The sequence below is a fragment of the Hallella seregens ATCC 51272 genome, assembly GCF_000518545.1.
Taxonomy (GTDB): Bacteria; Bacteroidota; Bacteroidia; order Bacteroidales; family Bacteroidaceae; genus Prevotella; species Prevotella seregens.
Window position 1 is genome coordinate 96,540 of the sequence record NZ_JADU01000006.1, and the last position, 22,662, is coordinate 119,201.

Annotated in this window: 17 protein-coding genes and 2 tRNA genes; 9 read left to right on the forward strand and 10 right to left on the reverse strand. The window is 50.5% G+C overall.

The features are described 5' to 3' along the window. Nucleotides 1–2 precede the first annotated feature (2 nt). Together L888_RS0102125 and L888_RS0102130 are read right to left on the reverse strand one after the other, a co-directional pair. A complete protein-coding gene (locus L888_RS0102125) occupies nt 3–845 on the reverse strand; it encodes an NADH-quinone oxidoreductase subunit B (protein ID WP_027951684.1) in 843 nt (280 codons plus the stop codon). After that, nucleotides 836–1,186 (reverse strand): NADH-quinone oxidoreductase subunit A, encoded by a 351-nt coding sequence (locus L888_RS0102130; protein ID WP_027951685.1) that lies wholly within the window; start codon nt 1,184–1,186, stop codon nt 836–838. The genes L888_RS0102125 and L888_RS0102130 overlap by 10 nt, the downstream gene beginning before the upstream one ends. Before the next feature lie 384 nt (nt 1,187–1,570). Between L888_RS0102130 and kdsA the strand changes: the two genes are divergently transcribed. From kdsA to L888_RS0102165, 7 genes are all read left to right on the forward strand, one after another. Next, nucleotides 1,571–2,332, forward strand: a complete 762-nt coding sequence (gene kdsA, locus L888_RS0102135) for a 3-deoxy-8-phosphooctulonate synthase (protein WP_027951686.1) — start codon at nt 1,571–1,573, stop codon at nt 2,330–2,332. Then, a complete protein-coding gene (locus L888_RS0102140) occupies nt 2,329–3,318 on the forward strand; it encodes a KpsF/GutQ family sugar-phosphate isomerase (protein WP_005846854.1) in 990 nt (329 codons plus the stop codon). Before kdsA ends, L888_RS0102140 begins: the two co-directional genes overlap by 4 nt. A 2-nt stretch (nt 3,319–3,320) precedes the next feature. Further along, nucleotides 3,321–4,613, forward strand: coding sequence for a phospholipase D-like domain-containing protein (locus L888_RS0102145; RefSeq protein WP_044248441.1), 1,293 nt, complete (start codon nt 3,321–3,323; stop codon nt 4,611–4,613). 157 nt (nt 4,614–4,770) lie between these two features. Continuing rightward, a tRNA-Lys gene (locus L888_RS0102150) sits at nt 4,771–4,846 on the forward strand. 37 nt (nt 4,847–4,883) lie between these two features. Beyond that, nucleotides 4,884–4,956: transfer RNA gene (locus L888_RS0102155), tRNA-Lys, on the forward strand. A 427-nt stretch (nt 4,957–5,383) separates the two neighbouring features. After that, entirely contained in the window at nt 5,384–5,746 is a 363-nt protein-coding gene (locus tag L888_RS0102160; protein ID WP_005846857.1) for a hypothetical protein, read from the forward strand. A gap of 10 nt (nt 5,747–5,756) precedes the next feature. Beyond that, entirely contained in the window at nt 5,757–7,442 is a 1,686-nt protein-coding gene (locus tag L888_RS0102165) for a glycoside hydrolase family 43 protein (protein WP_027951688.1), read from the forward strand. A 12-nt stretch (nt 7,443–7,454) separates the two neighbouring features. Here L888_RS0102165 and L888_RS0102170 read toward each other — a convergent pair whose 3' ends face one another. Genes L888_RS0102170 through rbsK form a run of 8 tightly spaced genes read right to left on the reverse strand, consistent with a single transcriptional unit; the run spans nt 7,455 to nt 20,557 of the window. Then, the gene (locus L888_RS0102170) at nt 7,455–8,468 is read right to left on the reverse strand and encodes a GRP family sugar transporter (protein WP_027951689.1); all 1,014 of its coding nucleotides are present in this window, start codon (nt 8,466–8,468) and stop codon (nt 7,455–7,457) included. Nucleotides 8,469–8,488: 20 nt separating this feature from the next. After that, a complete protein-coding gene (locus L888_RS0102175; protein ID WP_027951690.1) occupies nt 8,489–10,012 on the reverse strand; it encodes an alpha/beta hydrolase in 1,524 nt (507 codons plus the stop codon). 34 nt (nt 10,013–10,046) lie between these two features. Further along, on the reverse strand, nt 10,047–11,516 hold the full coding sequence (locus L888_RS0102180) for an ADP-ribosylglycohydrolase family protein (protein WP_449404745.1): 1,470 nt from the start codon (nt 11,514–11,516) through the stop codon (nt 10,047–10,049). A 56-nt stretch (nt 11,517–11,572) separates the two neighbouring features. Continuing rightward, nucleotides 11,573–13,192, reverse strand: a complete 1,620-nt coding sequence (locus L888_RS0102185) for an ADP-ribosylglycohydrolase family protein (protein ID WP_027951692.1) — start codon at nt 13,190–13,192, stop codon at nt 11,573–11,575. A gap of 28 nt (nt 13,193–13,220) precedes the next feature. Further along, nucleotides 13,221–15,191: an ADP-ribosylglycohydrolase family protein gene (locus tag L888_RS0102190; RefSeq protein WP_027951693.1), complete on the reverse strand. Its 1,971-nt coding sequence runs from the start codon at nt 15,189–15,191 to the stop codon at nt 13,221–13,223. A 14-nt stretch (nt 15,192–15,205) separates the two neighbouring features. Continuing rightward, complete coding sequence (locus L888_RS0102195) at nt 15,206–16,723, reverse strand: RagB/SusD family nutrient uptake outer membrane protein (protein ID WP_027951694.1); 1,518 nt, start codon at nt 16,721–16,723, stop codon at nt 15,206–15,208. Between the two features lie 12 nt (nt 16,724–16,735). After that, nucleotides 16,736–19,636: a SusC/RagA family TonB-linked outer membrane protein gene (locus tag L888_RS0102200; RefSeq protein WP_027951695.1), complete on the reverse strand. Its 2,901-nt coding sequence runs from the start codon at nt 19,634–19,636 to the stop codon at nt 16,736–16,738. Nucleotides 19,637–19,654: 18 nt separating this feature from the next. Beyond that, entirely contained in the window at nt 19,655–20,557 is a 903-nt protein-coding gene (gene rbsK, locus L888_RS0102205) for a ribokinase (protein WP_027951696.1), read from the reverse strand. A gap of 197 nt (nt 20,558–20,754) precedes the next feature. On the opposite strand from rbsK, the gene L888_RS0102210 reads away from it, so the two are divergent. Further along, nucleotides 20,755–21,762 carry a LacI family DNA-binding transcriptional regulator gene (locus tag L888_RS0102210; RefSeq protein ID WP_027951697.1) on the forward strand — a complete coding sequence of 336 codons (1,008 nt, stop codon included), beginning with the start codon at nt 20,755–20,757 and terminating at the stop codon, nt 21,760–21,762. A gap of 177 nt (nt 21,763–21,939) precedes the next feature. After that, nucleotides 21,940–22,650, forward strand: a complete 711-nt coding sequence (locus L888_RS0102215; RefSeq protein ID WP_027951698.1) for a lipoate--protein ligase family protein — start codon at nt 21,940–21,942, stop codon at nt 22,648–22,650. Nucleotides 22,651–22,662 lie beyond the last annotated feature (12 nt).

Genomic DNA, 22,662 nt, shown 5'->3' on the forward strand with positions numbered 1-22,662 from the left:
CCTTATTTATTCTCAGAGGCAGGTGCTGCGGCAGGTGCAGCAGCGGCGGAGGCGGCTGTCCGGGCCGGGGTTTCCTTGTCGGCAACCGGGGCGGCGGCGGGAGCAGCCGTCTTCAGTTCCTCGAGTTCCTTGCCCAGCTGTTCCACCTCTTCCTCGGTGGGAATGCCGGAAACGATGATGGGAGCCTTGTGACCGATCTTGGCCGACGAGAAGTTCTCGTTGCTCATGCCGTGCAGACCGCCGAGGGCCAGGCTCTCCTCTTTCTCGTCGCGGGTCATCTTGTGGTTGGCTCCGCCGAAGAATTTCTCCACCTTTATCTTGCGCTGCAACTGCATCATGCCGTAGATGATGGCCTCGGGACGCGGCGGACATCCGGGGATGTACACGTCCACGGGCACCAGTTCGTCGATGCCCCGCACCACGCTGTAGCTCTTTTTGAACGGGCCTCCGCTGATGGTGCATCCACCTACGGCCACCACATACTTGGGTTCGGCCATTTCGTCGTACAGGCGTTTGAACACCGGGGCCATCTTGTTGGTGATGGTACCGGCACACATAATGAGGTCGGCCTGGCGCGGCGAGTTGCGCGTCACCTCCCATCCGAAGCGTGCCATGTCGTAACGGGCGCAGCCGATGGCCATGAATTCAATACCGCAGCACGACGTGCCAAAGGTCAGCGACCACGGCGAATTGCTGCGGCCCCAGTTGATGGCTGCGTCCAGCGAGCCCAGAATCACGTTGGCTCCACCGTCGTTCAGCTCCTGGGCTATCTTCTCCAAGGAGTCGTTGTCCTTGAATTCATCAAAAGGAATGCTCTTGATCGACGCTCTTTTACTTACTTCCATTCCAGCGCTCCTTTCCGCCAAGCGTATGCCAGGCCAAATACCAATACCAGCAAGAAGAAACCGATGCTCACGAGGGCCATCGCTCCAAACTGTCTCACGACCACCGCCCAGGGGTAAAGGAACACGGTCTCGATGTCGAACACCAGGAAGAGGATGGCAAAGAGATAGTATCCCACGTGCATCGGCAGCCACGAACTGCCGCGTGTGGGGATGCCACACTCGAAAGGCTCACCCTTTACCGGATTGTAAGAGCGCGGTCCGATGAGCTTGGCGATGACAAAAGCAGCCACCACAAGCGTTACAGCCGTCAGCAAAACGGTAATCAACAAAGTGAAATTCATAAAAAATATAACGTTATTTTAGATATAATTCGCTAAGCGAGCACAAAGTTAGTAAATCTTCGGCTAACTTTTCAACCATTTAACAAAAAACTTCGGGCACGGTACACATATTTATACATACGGCTCGTGCAGCCGCCGCCGGCCGCTGGGGTCAAAAGCTAAAAGAATGGCCGGCAAGGCATTATTTTCAAAACGCTTGCACACTTATCAGCCAAACTTTTTATAACTTTGCAGTCCCAATCACGCCGTTTACGCGTCACGTATATGGGAAAAAGGCTCGCATTCACGGCGTCGGCCCCGCCGTTCCCGCAGCCCTCGCCGGCCACGGCGGGAACCGCTCCCCGCAACACGACCCGCATGCCATGCAAGATGAAACATGAACAGATGAAAGAACAACAACCCATACTCATCGCCGGCCCCTGTGTCATCGAGTCGGCCGAGCTGCTCGACACCGTAGCCTCGCGCCTGACGGCCATCAACCGCCGCCTGGGCACCGACATCATCTTCAAGGCCTCGTTCGACAAGGCCAACCGCACCTCGCTCCACTCGTTCCGCGGGCCGGGCCTGGAGCGCGGCCTGCAGATGCTCGCCGACGTGCGCCAACGCCATCACCTGCGCATCACCACCGACATTCACGAGGCCTGGCAGGCCGAGGCCGCCGGCGAAGTGTGCGACGTGCTCCAGATTCCGGCCTTTCTCTGCCGCCAGACCGACCTGCTCGTAGCCGCCGCACGCACGGGCCGCATCGTCAACATCAAGAAGGCACAGTTCCTCTCGGGCCGCGACATGGTGTATCCCGTACAGAAAGCACGCGAGAGCGGCGCCCGCGAAGTGTGGCTCACCGAGCGCGGCAACTGCTTCGGATACAACAATCTCGTGGTCGATTTCCGCAACATCCCCGACATGCTCGGGCTGGTGCCCACCGTCGTCATGGACTGCACCCACAGCGTGCAGCGGCCCTCGGCCGGCGACGGCAAGACCGTGGGCGACCGCAAGTTTGTGCCCGCCATGGCCTTGGCCGCCAAGGCTTTCGGGGCCACGGGCTTCTTCTTCGAGGTGCATCCCGACCCCGACCGCGGTCTCTCCGACGCGGCCAACATGCTCGAACTCGACAAACTCGAATCCCTGATTTCCCAACTGCTATGACCGAACATTCCTCCGAAGAGCGGCTCAAGCTCTCCCGTCAGTATGCCGAACGCTGCTTGCGCGACGAGGCCCAGGCCGTGCTCGACCTCATTCCCCAGCTCGACAACAACTTCGAGCGGGCCGTCTCGCTGATGTATCACTGCCGCGGCAAGGTCATTGTCACCGGTGTGGGCAAGAGCGGCAACGTGGGAGCCAAGATCGCGGCCACGCTGGCCTCCACCGGTACGCCGGCTTTCTTCATCAACCCGCTCGACGCTTACCACGGCGATCTGGGCGTGATGACGCCCGACGACGTGGTGCTGGCCATCAGCAACTCGGGGCAGACCGACGAGTTGCTGCGCTTCGTGCCCATCCTGCTCCACATGAATGTGCCCCTCATCGGCATGAGCCGCAACCCCCAATCCCTGCTCGCCAAGTACTCGGCAGCCCATATACAGGTGCACGTGGACCACGAAGCCTGCCCGCTAAACCTGGCTCCAACCTCGTCGACTACGGCCGCATTGGCCATGGGCGACGCGCTTGCCGTGGCCCTGATGCAGGTGCGCGACTTCCGTCCGCTCGACTTCGCACAGTTCCATCCGGGCGGCGAACTCGGCAAGCGACTGCTTACCACGGCCGAGGATGTGATGCGCACCGACGACCTGCCCATCGTTCCCGAGGGCACGCATCTGGGCGAAGCCATCATCCATGTGTCCAAGGGCAAGCTCGGTCTGGGCGTGTCGCTCGATGCCGACGGCCGCGTGGCCGGCATCATTACCGACGGCGACATCCGCCGCGCCATGGAGCAGTGGCAGGCCCAGTTCTTCGACCACACCGTGTCGGACATCATGACACGCACCCCGAAAATCGTGGCCACCACCACCAAAATCACCGAGATACAGCGCATCATGCACCATTACAAGATCCACTCCGTCCTGGTGTGCAACAGCGACAGGCACCTGCTCGGCATCGTCGACAGCTACGCCACAACGTTGCTAAACCAATGAGCATGAAGCGTCCTGTCCGTCATCGCCGCCACATCCTCGCACCCCTCTTCATCCTTTTCCTTGCCGTCGTCGGCCCGGCAGCCCGCGCCCAGACCAGCGACTCGCTCATGGCCCGCCACCTGCGGGCGTGTGGCGTGAGCTTTTCCCACGACAACAGCGTCGCCCTGCTCGCCACCGGGCAGCAGAAATTCGACGATCTTTTTGCCGCCATCCGCCAGGCACGCTCGTCGGTGCACCTCGAATACTTCAACTTCCGCAACGACTCCATCGCCTCGATGCTCTTCGACCTGCTGGCCCGCAAGGCGGCCGAGGGGGTGGAAGTGCGCGCCCTCTTCGACGCTTTCGGCAACCGCAGCAACAACCGCCCGCTGCTCAAGCGCCACCTGCGCGACATCCGCCGCCGCGGCATCGAGATTTACGCGTTCGACCCCATACGCTTCCCCTGGGTCAATCATGCCTTTGCCCGCGACCACCGCAAAATAGTAATCATCGACGGCAAGATAGCCTACACCGGCGGCATGAACGTGGCTGACTACTACATCAACGGCACGCCGCAGGTGGGCTCCTGGCACGACATGCACTGCCGAATCCAAGGCACTGAGGTGAACACCCTGCAGGCCATCTTCCTGCGCACGTGGAACCGGGTCACCGGGCAGCGCGTCCACGGCCCGCAATACTTCCGCGGGCTGGGCCTTGACGGCTATTTCCACGGACTCCGGCCCGACACTTGCGCCACGGCGGGCCGCAAAATGGTGGGCATCATCAACCGCGAGCCCCGCACGAGCAACCGCATCATCCGCGAGTTCTACACCAACGCCATCCGCTTTGCACGCGACAGCATCAAGATCATCAACCCCTACTTCACCCTCAACGGCCCCATCCGCCGGGCCCTGCGCGACGCTGCACGCCGCGGCGTCAAGGTAGAAATCATGCTGTCTGTCAGGAGCGACATCCCCCTCACGCCCGACTGCGGCTTCTACAACGCCCACCGGCTCATGCGGCAGGGCTGCACCGTTTGGCTCTACAAACCGGGCTTCCACCACACCAAGGTCATCATGGTCGATGGCCGATTCTGCACTGTGGGCTCGGCCAACCTCAACGCACGCAGCCTCGCCTGGGACTATGAGGAGAACGCCGTCATCCTCGATCGCTGTACCACGCACGAGCTGGACCGCCTCTTCGACAGCGAGAAACACGACTCCTTCCGCCTCACCGAGGAGTCGTGGAGGCAGTGGCGCACGCGCGGGCAACGGTTCACGGGCTGGCTGGCCCACCTGCTGGCCCCGTTCCTCTGACCCCCGACGGCCCTCCGCCCCACCCTTGCGCGGTCTCCACGACGCGCCCAATGGGCCACGACGGGCCAAGACACGGAAAGTTTTTCAGAAAAAACGCCACAAACGTTTGGCCATTACAGAAAAAGGCACTACCTTTGCACACGCAAAAACGAAATGGGCGTCCTTAGCTCAGCTGGTAGAGCAACTGACTCTTAATCAGTGGGTCTAGGGTTCGAGTCCCTAAGGACGCACCATCGTTGGCTCCTGACCCAAGCCGTTTCGTTCGCGCACGCGTCCTTAGCTCAGCTGGTAGAGCAACTGACTCTTAATCAGTGGGTCTAGGGTTCGAGTCCCTAAGGACGCACAAAGGCCCGAGGCATCATTGCCCCGGGTCTTTTTTTTGACAGGGCCACATGTCGGGCATCGAGCTGCGCCAAATAGGTTAAGACAGAACAACAGATGGGACATCGGGCTGTGCAGAAAGGGTTTGGACAGAACAACAGATAGGACACATGGCTGCGCCGTATAGGCCCTCGCCCTGCGGCAACGGCAGGGAGGCTGCGCGACAAAGCCGCAAACGCCACGCGATAAAGCCGTAAACACGGGGCGACAAAGCCGCAAACGCCATGCGATTGCGGCGCAACGGCGGGGCGACAACGGCGGTTTGGCAAAAGGGCGAGCCGGCGGCGGCGCAAATTTAACACCCCGGAGGCCCTGCGTTCCATATTTTTTGCCTATATTTGCAACGCCTTATCCAAAGGCAAACCATACGCTACTTGAACTAAAGACACATGCCAAGCCTATACCTCCGTCTCCTCATGGCCCTGCTGGCCCTGAACGCAATGGCCGCGCGAGCCGGTGAATGGCCCGCCGTGCAGCTGCCCGTCATCGCCGCCACGCGCTCTTTCTGCATCACCGACTGCGGTGCCACCACGGCCGCAACCGACAATACCACGGCCATTCAGGCCGCCCTCGATGCCACCATCACGGGCACCCCCACCGCCATCTTCCGGCCCACGGCTGCCCGCCAGCCCCTGCCCCACCTTTATAATATAAGGGGCCAACGGCTCCCCGCCGCATCGGGCAAGCTCGGCCAGGCCCAGCTGCGGCGTGGTGTCTACATCAGCAACGGCAAGAAATACGTCAAGAACTAAACCCTTCACCATGCACACCAAACACATTCTGGGCTCGCTGCTGCTGGCCGTGCTGCCCCTTGGCGCCGCGGCGCAGTACCGCTCGCAGGTGTGGTGCCCCGACAACGGCGACGGCACCTACACCAATCCCGTCATCAACGCCGACTACAGCGACCCTGACGTGGTGGCCGTGGGCGACGACTATTACCTCACGTCGAGCTCCTTCAGCTGCACGCCCGGACTGCCGGTGCTCCATTCCCGCGACCTGGTCAACTGGGAAATCATCGGCCATGCCCTCGACCGCGTGCTGCCCGACAGCATGTTCTCCGGCCGCCCCCAGCACGGCAACGGCGTGTGGGCGCCCAGCATCCGCCATCACAACGGCAGGTTCTACATCTACTGGGGCGACCCCGACAACGGCGTCTTCATGGTCAGGGCCACCCATCCGGCCGGTCCCTGGGAGCCGCCCGTGCTGGTCATCCCCGGCAAAGGCATCATCGACACTACGCCGCTCTGGGACGACGACGGCCGCTGCTACCTCGTCAACGCGTGGGCCAACAGCCGCAGCCGCTTCGCCTCGGTCATCACCGTGCGCGAGCTCAACGCCGAGGGCACCCGCGCCATCGGCCGGCCCGTCATCGTGTTCGACGGCAACGGCACCGAGAACCACACCTGCGAGGGCCCCAAATTCTACAAGCGCGACGGCTGGTATTGGATTATGTGTCCGGCCGGCGGCGTGCCCACGGGCTTCCAGCTGGCCATGCGCGCCCGCTCGCCCTTCGGCCCCTACGAGGTGCGCAAGGTGCTGGCCCAGGGCGACAGCCCCGTCAACGGGCCCCATCAGGGCGCGTGGGTGCACACGAAATACGGCGAAGACTGGTTCCTGCACTTCCAGGACAAGGGGCCCTACGGCCGCGTGGTGCACCTGCAGCCCGTGACCTGGCGCGACAACTGGCCCGTCATGGGCCGCGTGCCAGCCCGTGGCTATTGCGGCACACCCTGCCTCACACACCGCATGCCCAAGGCTGCCGCCCACACGATAACCAACCCGGCGGAGAGCGATGAGTTCAACGAGCCGCGCCTTTCGCCCCAATGGCAGTGGCAGGCCAACTACGACGCCACTTTCGGCATGCCCACCGCACTGGGCTTTTTCCGCCTCTACACCCACAAGAGCGACCTGCCGCTCTGGCACACGCCCAGCCTGCTGCTCCAGAAGACGCCGGCCGACCGCTTCACGGCCACGGCTCGGCTCAAGCTCGTGGGCAAGGCCGAGGGGCAGATGGGAGGCCTCGTCATGATGGGCCTCGACTACTCGGCACTCGTCGTCAGGCGCGTGGCCGACCGCTTCGAGCTACGGCAAATCACCTGCCACAACGCCGACAAGGGCAAGCCGGAGACCGTCCGCACGCTTGCCACGCTCCCCCCGACCGGGCGGGACGAGACCGACTACCAGTTTGCCATCCACGAAGACATCTACATGCGCATGAACGTCTGCGACGGCCGTCTGCAGTTTGCCTACAGCCGCGACGGCCGCCGCTTCACCCCCGTGGGCGAGCCTTTCGCCATGCGCGAGGGCAAGTGGGTGGGGGCTCGCATGGGCTTTGTGGCTCAGGAGCCCGCCGGAAATGCCAACCGCGGGTGGGTCGACGCCGACTGGTTCCGCGTGACCCCGTTGGAAAATGCCGCGAACAAGAAAGACCGCAAGCAAGCCCCTTGAGCCGCTGCCGACCTATCCGTTCCCTGCTGCAACAACAAGTCCCAATCCCACGATAAAGAGCACGAACATCGCCGTAAGCAGATAGTTGGCCACAGCCGGGGCGCCTTTATACTCTTTCCATATAAATACGCCCCAGATGGCAGCTATCATCGGGGCGCCTTGCCCAAGCGCATAAGAGATGGCGGGCCCCGCCTGCCCCGATGCGATGTAGCTGAAAGCTGAACCCAAAGCCCAAATGGCGCCCCCAAGCATGCCGGTAAGGTGAGTGCCCGCACTGCCCTTGAAGTACTCACGATAGGAAACTGGCGAGCCCACAAACGGGTATTTCATGACAATTGTATTGAAGACGACGTTGCTAACCAGCACGCCCAGGGAGAAGATGAATATGGCCGAATAGGGAGTAAACATGCCTGCCTGAGGGCTCTTGAAGTTCTCCATGTCCATGCCTTTTACCACAAATCGGAAGAAGAGCGACATCAATACGCCGGCCAGAAGGGCCAAGACGATTCCTTTTTTATTGGCAGAAGCGGCTTCGCCCTTTGCCATGCTGGTCTTGCCTGAAGCCACTCCGTTGCAAATGATGGCAAGTACTATCAGGACGATGCCTCCAAAAAGCAGCAATGGATTGCCGGACGGAACACCCAAATAATTGATGACAACGCCCAACACCAAGGCTATGCCCACGCCAAGCGGAAAGGCTGTTGCCATGCCTGCGAGGGACACCGAGGCAGACAAGAGTATGTTGGAGGCATTGAAGACAACGCCGCCTAAGACGATCCAACTGAAATTTTCAGCCTCTCCTTGGGCCAAATCGATCATGAACGACCGACCTTCCTCGCCCGTAGACCCCATAGTAAGACCTAAAAGCAGGGCAAAGAGCACCATTCCAAGCACATAGTCCCAATAGAAAAGTTCATAACGCCAGCTTTTGGAAGCCAGTTTCTGGGTGTTTCCCCAAGAGCCCCAGCAAATCATGGTGACAAAACAAAAGATGATTGCCAAAAAGTAATTGTCAACAATAAACATAGTTTTTGCTCATTTTTTAATTATACATAAATTCTTTGAACGATATACAGCAGCCATTCTTTCCACTGAACAGAAGCCTTTGCCATGGACGAACGGTATTCATGCTCCTTTTCATTGGAACATAGCCAGATGTGGAGTTCGCTCCATGAAGCATAGCTCCAGGCATCTGCCGGCTCATGGATCCATAGTTTCGGATAGCGTTCGCAGCCCTCCATGGCAGAAATGGCCGTCTTCTCAGAGACTGTTCCTCCCTGGTTGATAACGACAGCAGCAAACAGGTTCTCTTGTTTCAAGCCATCAAAGAACGCTCTTCCCTGACCGTTCATCAGGATGAGGCCGCGCATACGCTGGGATTTTCGGATGCACCTGACATGCTTTTCCGTAGACAGCACTGCCTCATTGGAAAAGCTGCCGTTCAGGAAAGCGACTACGATTTGTGGCAACAGCCCTTGACGCATCAGCTCATCAACAGCGTCGAGACATTGCCGTTGCTCCTCGCCGGTGGTTCCGCTGATATAGACAACAGGGTATTTGCGATAGAGTGTACTCGTGTCAGAAGGCAGCCAAACCGTAGCCTCTGGAATGTAAATCTGCTTTCCGGCCAAACAAGTCTCCATGAAAGAACGGGGGCTATCCAATCCCTCATACTTTTGTCCGCTGAAACGCGACGAGAGATAACTGAATGCAGATGGCAAAGCAGCATTCCAGACTGCGAAATCATGCCCTCCATGGCGGACGTTCCAATAATGCTGGAAGCCTTTTTCCAAAAGTAATCTGTGAAGCATTTCGTTACTCCTGCAGAGAGTTCTTTCCTTGTCTCCCACATCGATGAAAATACCTCCATCCTTCAACCTGCTGTTCTTCGAGTTCCGAACAAGATGCAGAGGTGAATGAGTTTTATAGTACGGGGTGATTCGAGCTTTGCCTTGAGCTCCTATCCCACCGAAGATTTTTCCCCACTGTTCATCCCATGCAGACTGTGGATTTTCCAACATATACTGTTCGTCCGTCCGAATGGATGGGGAGAGGGCAACGGCAGAACCGAGAACACCATCGTTGCGAAGGGCCAGCGACAACGCGCCGGCACCTCCCATGGAAAAGCCCATCACTGCCTGATGGGCGGCATCCGGCATGGTCCTGTAATGTTCGTCGATAAATGGTTTCAGTTCATGGATGAAGAATTCTTCATAAGGCTGACGCCCATCATAGCTGTCAACATAATAAGAAAGGTAGCCGTCAGGAATAACAATGATGAAAGGAAGAATCTGCTCCGCCTTTACCATATTGTCCATTACCGTGGCTACATGTCCATATTCCATCCAAGTGGAGCAATCGCCACCAATGCCATGCAACATGTAGACAACAGGATAACGATTGTTGTTTGCGCTGTATCCTGCTGGGAGAACAATAGAATATGCAACGTCCTTTCCCAGAATCTCACTTTGAAGACAGAGGGCCTCTTTCTCCATGGGCCGCTGTGCTGCTGAAGTGAATGGCATGCCGAATACGAATGCCATGAAAAACAAGAGGATTTTCTTATTCATTTACTTTCCAATTCACAGTATTACACATTCATTGTCATTCGGTCCTTTTCCAAGTATTCAAGTCCTTGCACTGAATCGCATAGTCTGGATGCGGATTGAGCCATGTCACGATCATAGAGTGTCTGCCGTCGGTGAGGTCATAATTCCAATAGATGTCATACTTGCGCTTGATGTAATCAAAAGGCATTTCAACTTCGGGCATTTCAATACCATCAATGGATATTCCAAGTCGTGCTATGTAATTGCTCGCATCTTTACCATCCCGACGAACCAAGCCTTGCAGCACAACCGCACATCCCGTGAAGGTGAAAGTGCGCTGTGTACCGAGATCAAACTTGAGAATTTGCCTCTCCAAGGGTTCAAGGCCCTCAAAACTTTCCTCTTTTGCTACTTCCATTGGCTGCTGCACTTCAAAGATATAGTTTCCCTTTCTTACCTTTCCTCCATTGGCGATTACTACGTCTTTTAGAAGTTTCAAGTTAATGTCATAAACGGAGTTGAGGGAAATATGGGTATAAGGAAAGTCAATGTCGCCACAGCGGTCTATGGCTGCTTTCCATTTGTCAGGGATTTGGCTCCACCCTTTGATGACGCCAAGGATGCCTGCCGCCGTAGCAGGGTTACAGTCGGAATCCTGGCCGCAGCGAGTCGAAATGTCAATGGTCTTGTCAAAGTCCCCATCACCATAGAGGAGACCCATAACACAATATGCGCCATTAATAACAGCATCAATGTCAAAAGCATTATATACCCCCTCCGGACAGCCTATGTCAAAAGAATAATTGCGCTCGACTTCGAGCCAGCAACGCTTCCAGTCATCAGGATATTGCTGGTGATAGCGAACAACATCCTCTATGCAACGCCGATATTTACATTCGGAAGGAAGCGACTTCAGGGATGAGGTGATAATCTCTTCAATATCATCGCAGACAAAGGCATAGGTGTACATTGCCGACATAAACACTCCACCATAATATCCATCACCATAGTTCATGATGTGGCCGATACGATCAGCAAAGCGTGCTGCAGCATTAGGCATCCCTGGACAAATCATTCCGATAAAGTCAGATTCTATTTGAAAATCAATATCGTCTACATGCGGATTATTTTTCCAATAGCCAGAAGCAGGTGGCATTATACCATGAAGAATGTTGTATCGGGCTGCCTGATTGGCGTGCCACAGCTTGTAGTTGGCATTTGCAAATGCTTTGGCATAAGATTCCGCGGGCGCATCAATGCCTTCGTGCTGCATCACCTCAAGAAAAGTCAGGTCCATGTAGACATCATCGTATAGTCCGGGATCTTGTTCAAAGATATCCTTACAATAGTCATCATACCAGATGATGGGGGTTTTGTCATTAATAAAAGCTCCCTTGTATTTGAATTCGGTTGGGCCTCCATAAGTGCAGCCAATGGTCTGCCCGGCCCACCCTCCTTTGATTTTATCAAGAAGCGTTTGTTCTGTCAAAGTTATCATCTGTCCAAAGGGAATAGCCGCGGTCATGTTCGTAATGCACATGAGCAACATGCCCACCAGAATATTGTACTTGTTGCTTGTCTTCATTTTCTTGTCTTTTTCTTTCCGTTGTAATAAAACCTATCCGTGAGTTCGTTGGCAGAATAATAAACTATATCGTTGATACGAATGACATAGTCTTTTCTATGATTTCTCCACTTCATCACGACCTGATGATGACCTTCCTGAAGAAGATATTTCCAGGCTGGCTCTACCTTTCTTTCTGTATTTTTCATCGGCAGGAGGGATACTTGGTCGAGGTTCCCGTCTATCCATACTTCTATTTCTGCAACATAGTCATCATCAGGTTCCGCGAGTCCGAACACCTCAGAACCGATGTGACGGATGGAAACACGATTGATATAGTCTTCATTGATATGCTTAAGACTACAGATGTTGCCCCAGATGACGAACCCATTACCATCGAAGTCAAACTCATATTCATCGTGCATGAAGCAGTCCTTGCGATCGCGGCATACGGGATACATCCCCGTGAAATTCTGCTCCAAGGGCAACACCTTGGCTTTGGAAAGAGGTATCTCCACCATATTGTCTATGATTTTACCTCCTTGCTGTTTAATCATTTGCAGGGCAAGTTCGTAGCTCTGTCTATAGGATTTGGAGAGAGACAAGTCTGTCCCCTGGAAACACAGGCCTTCAATCTCTTTGAGCGGCGAGAGCCAGAATTCAGGGATATGGCTGTAACCCAACACAACTCCCAGTACTCCAGCAGCCGTAGAAGGATTGCAATCGGAATCTTGACCCAGTCGCGCGGCAATATCCAATGTACGAGTGTAATCTCCATTGCCATAGAGCATCGCCAAGACTACAAATGCAGAATTTAGTTTGGCGTCAATATTGAAATTAAGGAAAACCCCTTTGGGACAGCCTATATCATGATTCCAATGCTCCTGTAGATAGAACCAGCAGTCTTTCCAATTATCTGGGTGTGCTGCATGGTATTTGCGTACATCATTAATACACTGATAAAAAGTACTTTGCTTTGGAATCGGCTCCAGAGCATTGTCGATGATCTTGCCTATGTCATTGAGATAAAACGCGCTACAGTAAAGCCCGGCAACAAATGCGCCCCCATAAAAGCCATCGCCACTATTCATGATATGCCCCACACGGTCTGCAATGTCAAGAGCCATTGGCATGAGGCCTGGCGACATGAGCCCGATAAAATCCGCCTCTATTTGGAAATCCAAATCGTCCGCATGCGGATTATTCATCCAAAAACCGGATTCCGGAGGTTCCAAGCCATTCTTTATATTATAACGTCCCATCTGGTTTGCATGAGCCAGATGGTATTTTGCCGAAGCAAAACGCTGTGCAAGCTGTGTGGACGTACAGTCTATCCCGAGCTCTGCAAAGGCATCGGTGAAAGTGCAGTCATTATACACATCATCGAAGAGCCCTGGCTTTTTTCCCCACCAATATTTGATATACCCCTCTCCCCATGGAATAGGCTGATAGTCCTGGATATAGCTTCCCGTAAACTTAAACTCTGTCGGTGCGCCGAACACTACACCGATAGTCTGCCCTGCCCATCCTCCTTTGATCTTGTCCATTAGCTCGGAAGTGGTTAGAGCCTTTACATTCGCTGCCGTCATGGAAAGAGAGAAGATGAGAGAAAATACAGCGACGAATAGTTTCTCCATTGTTTTCATCTATATATAAATTATCTATTTATTTTGCCTCATGAACCTCAATCTCTGTGACCGAGATAAAGGATGAAACATTCTTGGTGTATTTTTCCCAATGGGTCTGTACCTTGTCATCGAAGACTATACGTATGCCTCGGGTCATGACCGGTTCAAATTCTAGAATGTAGGAAGCGTAATGAGGTTGGAAGAATACTATATCTGTATCAGGCAACTTGGGGGAAGAGCTGAGGCCCTTAACATTTCTCCAGTGTCCATCTTGATCCTGATACTGAACAAACAAATCGGAAAACCAGCCACCAAACTCTTCAAGACAACCTCCATTAAAAGTAAGCATTCCGATATTGTGAGGCTTATTCCAGCCATATCCGAAGTAATCCATCTTGGGATTGTTACTTTTCGCAGCAAGCGAATAAAATACAGAGTGCTCACCCCTTGTACGACCATCATTGATGGCCTTTATATCAAGGGCATAGATAGGATATCCAAAAGTTGTCCAACAGGAGTCGAGAACATTCATATTGACTTTGCGTACTGTAGTGTAGATTGTATCTGCCATAGGTGCAATATTAGGAGACTTCACAAGAATATCAAAGTTTTTCTCCAATGTATGATTACCATCCGACAAAGATAATTTTACAGGATAGTGGCCGGGTACTTCGGGAATACCTGACAATTGCCCCCTATTGAAAATAATGCCATTGGGTAGCTTTCCACTTACAAGCTTCCAGTGATATGCCTGGTTACTGCAACAGGCGAAGCTGTATTTAGACTCCTGGCCTTGCTCAAGCACAGGTTTGGGGCCAGTACAGAATTCCAAAGGAATGACAAACTTGGCATTGGCATTGATTTTGAGTTTGTTACCTTTCAATTTTCCCCCCATAGCTATGGAAAGCTTGATGGCCTGACGATAGGTTCTGTTGATAATATCGTCTATCGAAGCATCGGGCATATCGTAGCGTGTGACATTTATATATCTGTCGTTGAAAGGTTTGGACCATCCCTTGATCGGTTTTGTGAGATTAGCAGGAATGGATGATGCTCCGTACATTACTCCCATGAGACCACTGATGGTGGCAGCCTGGTTGTCACAGTCAAATCCCATGGCACAGCAAAGATCGAGCGTGCGCTGGAAATCACCGTTCCCATAGAGCATGGCAAGAATGGCACAACAACCATTTAAATTAGCGTTCCAAATGGTCTTGGTCATAGGATCCTCGTTGATGTAGAATTCCTCCGCCATCTTAGCACGTGCCGTCTGCCATGAGTTAGGATATTGCTTATGGAGAGCTATCATCTTGCGAACACCACGCGCAAAGCGTCCATTGACAGGCAGATACTTCAAACCCTCGTCAATGAGTTTACGTATGTCGTTGCAGAAGAAAGCTTTGGCAAACATGGCACCATACATTATCGTAGGTTCTATTGCCCACGAATCACTGGTTATACGAGCTGCCCAGTCACTTTTGGCCGCGGCATAATCTACCATGCCTGGTGCAGTGTACCCCCATATCTCGTTGATGAGCTGCGGATCTATCTGGTACCAGTGGGGATTGTATTCTTGCATACCCGTAAAGGGCGGTGTGTATCCATAGTGCATCAGACCCAGAGCTGCCCTGTTGGCAAGCCATACTCTGTCACGAATATGATGCATCCACAATTGGCGCATTTGTTCGTAGGTGGGTTCGATACCGTATTTTTCCATCCCCATCAAATAGAGATATTCCACGTCAGTATCGTCATCCGAGAAAGCCCCATCATATTTCACAAGTTTATCCATATTCTTGGTGTAACCAAAGGGGAAGCGCGCCTCGTCGCCAGGCTCGTCTATAAACTTGTTTTCAAAAGGGAGCCCATAAATATTTCCGACCATCTGTCCTATCCAGGCTCCGGCAATCTTATCCTTGAGCTGGGATAAAGAAATCTGTTGCCCATGTCCCGTGGCATGGAACAGAATCACAGGTATAAGAAGTGAAAGAAATCTTTTATGTTTCATAGTTGTAGTATTTTCTATTTATCATATCCGTCGTTCTGTACTAAATTCGGGTTAGCATTCAATACATCTGTTGGAATAGGGAACAGAAGTCGGAAAGTTTCAGCCGACTGATCAGGATGTGCCCAATATTTCTTCAGATAGGTGCCAAAGCGTATCATATCCTCGTGGCGCCATCCTTCCCATGCCAGTTCTCGTCCACGTTCATTGTAGAGTTCCGATAAAGTAATATCTTTTTCTGTATAGATATTGAGTCCTGCTCGTGTACGGATTTTCGATAATTCCTGCAATACAACAGGACTTTTGCCCTGACGCAATAAAGCTTCTTCATACATGAGGATAACATCAGCATAACGGAAGATGGCAAAGTCATTATTCTGCGAAGCATTACCACCTGTAAGGGTACCATCGGTCTGATAAGGCCATTTCACGCAGCGTGCCCCCTCGTCATCAGAACGGCCACCATTCTTATTATAATATTTGTCCTCATCAAAATAAGGCTTATAGGTAAATGGATAACCCTCGCCGCCAACAAGCCAACACATATCGCGACGCTTGTCTTTCTCATCGTAAGTCTGATAAAAATCTGGCTCGCAGATAAAGCCATCCCAAGCATCGGAAATTTTGAAATATGATGCTGACTTTCCGTCAAGCGTGAGTACATAAATGATTAAACCTGTATCCCAACTACTGGTATAAATATTGTCATAGGGGATTACAAATATATTTTCCTTTGATGCAGCATTGTCAATAGCAAAGTTAGCTACATAATCATCCTCAATTGCATAGTGACCGGAATTTATAATGGCTTTACATTGTTCCTCTGCCTTGTCGTAGGCTTTATGCCCTTCGCCAAACCACGTAGCTGCATTCAGATAAAGTTTGGCTAACAAACAGCGAGCAGCACCCTGTGTAATACGCCCATAGTTAGACGAAGCAGGCGAGGCATCCAAGAAATCCATGTTGTCATTGATCTCTGTGATGAGGAAATCATATATTTCCCTGCGACTCTTTTGCTTAGGATAATCAGTATCTGTATAATCGATAGTGAAAGGCACATTGCCCCAATTAGAAATAGCTTCATAATAGAAAAACGCGCGTAGTACTTTCATTTCGGCAATAAGTTTATCCTTTCCTGACACCTCAACAGAAGTCTGCTCGGTCTCAAAAATAATCTCATTACATGACGCTATGCCATTGAACAAGAAATTCCATCCTTTCTTCACTAATTTATTGGCAGGAGGAATCATATTAGTCTGTAGTTCTTCATACCGTCCATTAGAATACCAGCTACCACCATGGGCCGGTACTGCACATTCGTCAGAAGTTTGCAACAATAGGGTCCACAGACTCTGCTCTTGGTTGTATGCCTGCAACTTTGTGTAGGCCCTTCCTGCATTGGCCACCAGTTCCTCCTCGGTTTTGAAGAAGTTGTTCATGTCAATGTTAGAATATACATGCTCGTCAAGATTATCGCAACTAGACATGGCAAGAGCCATTATGCCAGATGTAAATAATATATATAGCTTTTTCATTTCTATAATTCTTTAAAATTCAACTTTAACTCCAAAGGTAAATTGCGTTGTGCGAGGATAATAGTTTAAGTATTCAATGCCTGGCTCCAGACCGGAAAGGGCAACTTCTGGATCTACGCCCTTATATTTGGTAATACAGAATACATTCTGTGCTGTTAGAGCAAGGCGTAGGCTATGTATAAATTTAGATTTGAAATCAAGGTTATAACCCAACGATACATAGTCGAGTTTTAAGAATGATGCACTTTCTATATACTTTGATGAATACTTATAGGTAGTACTTGTAAATTCCTTGCAATCAAGCCATTTCTCAGAAATATTACGAAGTCCGAGACTACTTAGGTTGGCATATTCCATGGCATAGTTGTTGAGAATATCGCCGCCAATGGAAGCCCGCAGGGAGAAACCAAGATCAAATTTCTTGTAGCGGAAATTATTGCTCCATCCCATCTGGAAGTCAGGATAGGCGTTTCCTATTTTCTCCCACTGTTCCTCTGGAACTGACCCATCACTTCCTTGTCCCTTGAGGATGTCGTTGCCGTTAGCGTCAATTCCCGTCCATACAGGACCATAGAATGTTCCCAGCGATTCTCTTTCTATTAAGCGTTGGGTATAACATGCACCACTGGTTGACCAACCAACCTTATATGTTCCGTTTTCAAATTCTTTATTAGTGAATTTCTTCAGTTTATTGCTATTATGTGAAAGAGTATAGGTCATGTTCCATTCGAAGTCCTTGACTCGGACTGGTATTACGCTGAGAGTTATCTCAATACCATTGTTACTGATTTCACCCACATTGGTAAATATCGTATCATAAACATAAGGAGGTGTTGGAACGGTATAAGAATACAACAAATTAGTAGTCAGCCTGTGATAAAAGTCTATCGTACCAGAGATACGGCCATCAAAGAAACCAAAGTCAAGACCTACATTGAATTCGTTTTTTCTTTCCCATTGCAGGTCAGGATTGGCATTGCTAGCCGGCTGATAGGTATGTATCCAGCGTCCATTGTAATAACAATAGCCTGCTACGGACATCAACATTAATGATTTATAATTAGAAAAATCTTGGTTTCCTGTAACACCATAACCTATGCGTAATTTGAGGTCGTTCATCCATTTGGCATCTTTCATAAAAGATTCTTTATTGATACGCCATCCTGCACTGACAGCAGGGAACCATCCCCATTTATTGTTGTTTCCAAAACGTGAAGAACCGTCACGACGCATCGAGAAAGACAGAAGATAACGGTCATCATAGTTGTACATGATTCGGCCAAAATAAGCAATATAAGTGTTGTCTTCTTTATACGAATTCATAGAGGCTTTACCTTGTGACAAATAGGCACCTGCACCAATATTGTTCCAAAGATAGTCATCCACATCAAAGTATGAGTTCTCCATTCCAGAAGTACTGTTCTTCTGATATTGATATTCATAGCCTAACAGTGCTTGTACTGCATGTTTGCCAAACTCTTGGAAGTAGTTTAGTGTTGACTGGAACTGGGTGTCGTCATACTGGACGTTTGAGATTTTGGCTAATCCATTGGTGCCTATGTAGCTTGGATAATAGTGCGAATAATACGTATTTTCAGTTGATTTCTCACGGTCATACGAAAGGAAATTATCCCATTTCAGCCCAGGAACACATTTGATGTTAAGGGAGGCACGTAGATTACCACCATAGTTATCGTCTTCGTTCTCCATCGAACATTCATTGATCATTGCCACAGGATTGTAATATTGCATGGCAACAGTACGGCTATATCCACCAGCTTCCGTATTGGATGCGTCATAGACAGGTGTCGTCGGATTATGCGTAAAAGCCTGTTGAAAAGCAGAAGTACTGGAAGGATAATATCTGCGGTGAGCAATACGGATGTTATAATCCATATCTAACCAGCTATCGAGAAGCGACTGACGGATATTGCTTGAAATGATCATCTTCTCATTATAATTCTTTCTCTGCAAACCTTGTTGATATTGATAGTTAATATTAGTATGATGAGAGAACTTTTCTGTACCGCCCGAAAGAGCTACAGAGTGACTATGCCCTATCGGTGTACGAGTAATTTCCTTGAACCAGTCTGTATTGTCTTTGCCAATATATTCTGTAAGTTCTGGGCGATAATTTTTGATTACTTCCCTATAATCCGTTGCTGATAAAGGTTTAGCCCTGCGATTTACTACTCCCAAGGAGAATTGCGCTTCGTAGCTCACTTGGGTGGTGCCGGCATGAGCTCGTTTGGTTGTCACAATGATTACGCCGTTTGTACCGCGTGTGCCGTATATGGCAGCAGCAGAGCCATCCTTCAGAATATCAATCGATTCAACTTCTTCATAATTGATATTGCGTATGTCTGCGCCTGCAACACCGTCAATGATAACCAGCGGCCCTTGTCCAGCCGATAGAGTATTGGTACCACGCAACAGTATTTCATATTTAGCATTGGGATCTCCACCATTGGCATTCACTACAGAAAGTCCAGCAACCTTTCCTTGTAGCAGTCCCATAGCATTGGTAAAAATTCCTTTATTCAAGGATTTGGCCTTTAAACTGGCAACAGATCCCGTAACCTCTTTTTTGGTAGTAAATCCATAGCCAATCACTACAATCTCATTCAGATTCTGATTGTCTTCCTGCAATGTAATAGTATAGTTATTCCTACCAGAAACTTCCTGAGTGTGGAAACCTATATAAGATATGACAAGTGTCTCTGTTGGATCAGCCATAAGAGAGAACTTGCCGTTTAGATCAGTAGTAGTACCCCTTTGAGTACCTTTGACAATAATGGATACGCCTATGGTAGGATCACCATTGGCATCAGTTACAGTTCCCGTTATTTCCTGGCAGAAAGCATGGACAGAAATCATGGAGAACAGCATAAAAGTAAGAATGTGTCTGTACATAATAGTATTGTTTATGAATTATTTTATCTCGTACCTATAGGGTATTGATGATTGCGCGCCCATGCGTGTCACTGATATAGCTGAAGCATGGCAGGCAAAACGTGTACCCTCTTCCAATGACATGTTTTCCGAGAGAGCTACAGCCAAAGCTCCGCAGAACGTATCTCCTGCCGCAGTGGTATCTACTGCTTCCACCTTGTCTGATGGAACTACCGTAATTTCATGGTTTGCTATCATGGCGCCACGTGAACCAAGAGTGACGATAACTTTCTTACAGCCTACTTCTTGAATCTTTTTTGCTGCCCTCTCGGCTTCTTCCAAGCTTTGCACCTCAATACCGGAAATAATCGAAGCCTCGGTCTCATTGGGAACAATGAGGTCGATATTGGATAGAAAGCCCGCGGGGAATCCCTGGCTCGGCGCAGGCGCAGGATTAAGTATTACTTTTTTTCCATGGGCATGCGCAATCTCTGCAGCCTTTACTACGGATTCCATTGGTATTTCCAACTGAAGGACTAAAATGTCAGAAGCTTTAATAACTTCTGTGAGACTTTCAATATCTTTAGAAGTAAGTGCATCGTTAGTACTCTCTGCTACAACAATGCAGTTTTCCCCTTTGCTGTCCACATTAATCAAAGCTACCCCAGAATTTCCCTCTGGATCCTCAAGAATATGAGACACATCAATACCCTCTTCCTTAAATAATTCGCGGGCTTTCTTGCCAAAAGTGTCCCTACCAACTTTGCACACAAACGTTACGTTACCACCCAGCCGGGAGGCTGCAACAGCTTGGTTGGCCCCCTTTCCTCCAGGATTCATCATGAATTTTCCTCCAAGCAATGTTTCGCCCGGTTTAGGCAATCGATCAGATTTAATCACCATATCGGTGTTACTGCTTCCTATCACAAGTATTCTTCTCATTATTATAGATTTTAGATATTTAGTTATTATAAATCTGATATTGAACAGATAGCACAAACGTTTGTGCAAATATATGAAAATATCAATTAGTTGCTCGTTTTTTAACCTACATTAACTCTGTGTTTCAGAAGAAGTCATGCGTTGTCTATGAATTATAAATTAGAATTAGTAAATTTGTACTCTATACTTTTAACAAGATGAAAGAAACTCTTGAATCTCTTTCCAAACGGCTTGATTTGTCTAAAACTACTATCTCCAGGGCACTGTCAGGTAAGGGTGAACAATACCGCATCAACCCGGATACGGTTACCAAAATTATTGAAGAAGCACAAAAATGTGGCTACAGGCCCAATTTTGCTGCACAAATGTTGCGCAAAAAGGCATCTTATACCATCGCTTTAGTCATACCTAACATTGTAAATCCTTTTTTTGCAAACATTGCAGGTGTAATCATCGAAGAGGCAAAAGAAAAAGGGTATTTCATCAATGTTATGAATACCTTTGAAAACGAAGACATAGAGATGGAGTCCATCGAGAATGCCTACTCGCACAATATGGACGGAATCATCCTTGTTCCAACTGGCAGCAACGGCAAACGGCTGAAAGCAGCATACCAACCATCAGTCCCACTGATTCTTATTGATCGATATTTTGCCGACACCACTTTACCTTATGTTTCCACGAACAACTATGAAGGCGGCTATCGAGTAACCCGGTTACTGCTTGAAGCTGGACACAGAAACATCTTGTGCCTGGCAGGAGAAAGCAATTCCATCACCACGAAAGAGCGTGTACGTGGCTATCAAGATGCCATGAAAGAATTTGGGAATGAGGGAAACATCAATGTCAAAGGAAAAGATTTCTCGCTGATGAATGGATATATTGAAACACAAATATGTCTGGCGTCAGATTACCAACCAACGGCCATTTTTTCCACCAGCAACACCATTCTTCTGGGAGCCATGAAAGCACTGAAAGAAAATAAAAGACATATACCAGAACAAGTCTCAATGGTTTCTTTCGATGACAACATCTTCTTAGACTACCTTGAGCCTGCCATAACGCGTGTAATCCAACCTATACAAGAAATAGGAATCATCGCATTTGACATGATACAGGATGAAATAGAAAAGAAAGTAAAAGCCAACAGGCAGATTCTACTGAGTCCTGAACTTATCATACGCAACTCTGTGAGAATACTTTAGCTTGGCTTCGATATGAAAGTTGTCAGATTTTGCCCGAATTTCACTGACTGCCCACATTCCTCTCGACAATCAATTATTTGAGACGTTTCCGTGTTTTTTCTCATAAAAATCGTATGAATCTAAAATAAAATTCGTATGTTTGCACGCAGATAAAAACCCTACGAAACTGCTACGACCATGATATATATTGACCTGAAAACAACCGCGACCCACCGACTCAGCTTCTATCTCGCCATGGAGGAATACGTGGCCCGCAGCGTCTATGCGGGCGAGGACTGCTTTTTCATGTGGCAAGTGGAGCCCACTGTCATCTTCGGACGCAACCAAGTGGCTGAGAACGAGGTGGATCTGGCCTACTGCCGCACCGAGGGCATCGACGTGTTCAGGCGCAAGAGCGGCGGCGGATGCGTGTATGCCGACATGAGCAACGTGATGCTCTCCTACATCACGCGCGAGAACGACCTCACCGAGGCCTTCGACCATTACCTTGCCCTGCTCACCGCGGCCCTGCAGCGCATCGGCATTCCTGCCGTGCGCAACGACCATAATGACGTGATGCTGGGCGGCCATAAAATATCAGGCAACGCCATTTGGCACCTTCCCGGCCGCACCATTGCCCACGGCACGTTGCTTTACGACACGCGCATGGAGCACATGACACGCGCCATCACGCCCGGCAAACAGAAGCTCGACAAGAACGGTGTGCAGAGCGTGGCCCAGCGCATCACCCTGCTCAAGGACTACACCACACTCTCGCTCGAAGACATCAAGCGGAGCCTACGCAACACCATCTGCGACAAAACCCACTGCCTCACCGAGGCCGACGAGGACGGCATCCGCCTCATTGAGCGCGAATACCTCGACCCACAGTTCATCTACAGCAAGTAGACGCACCGGCAC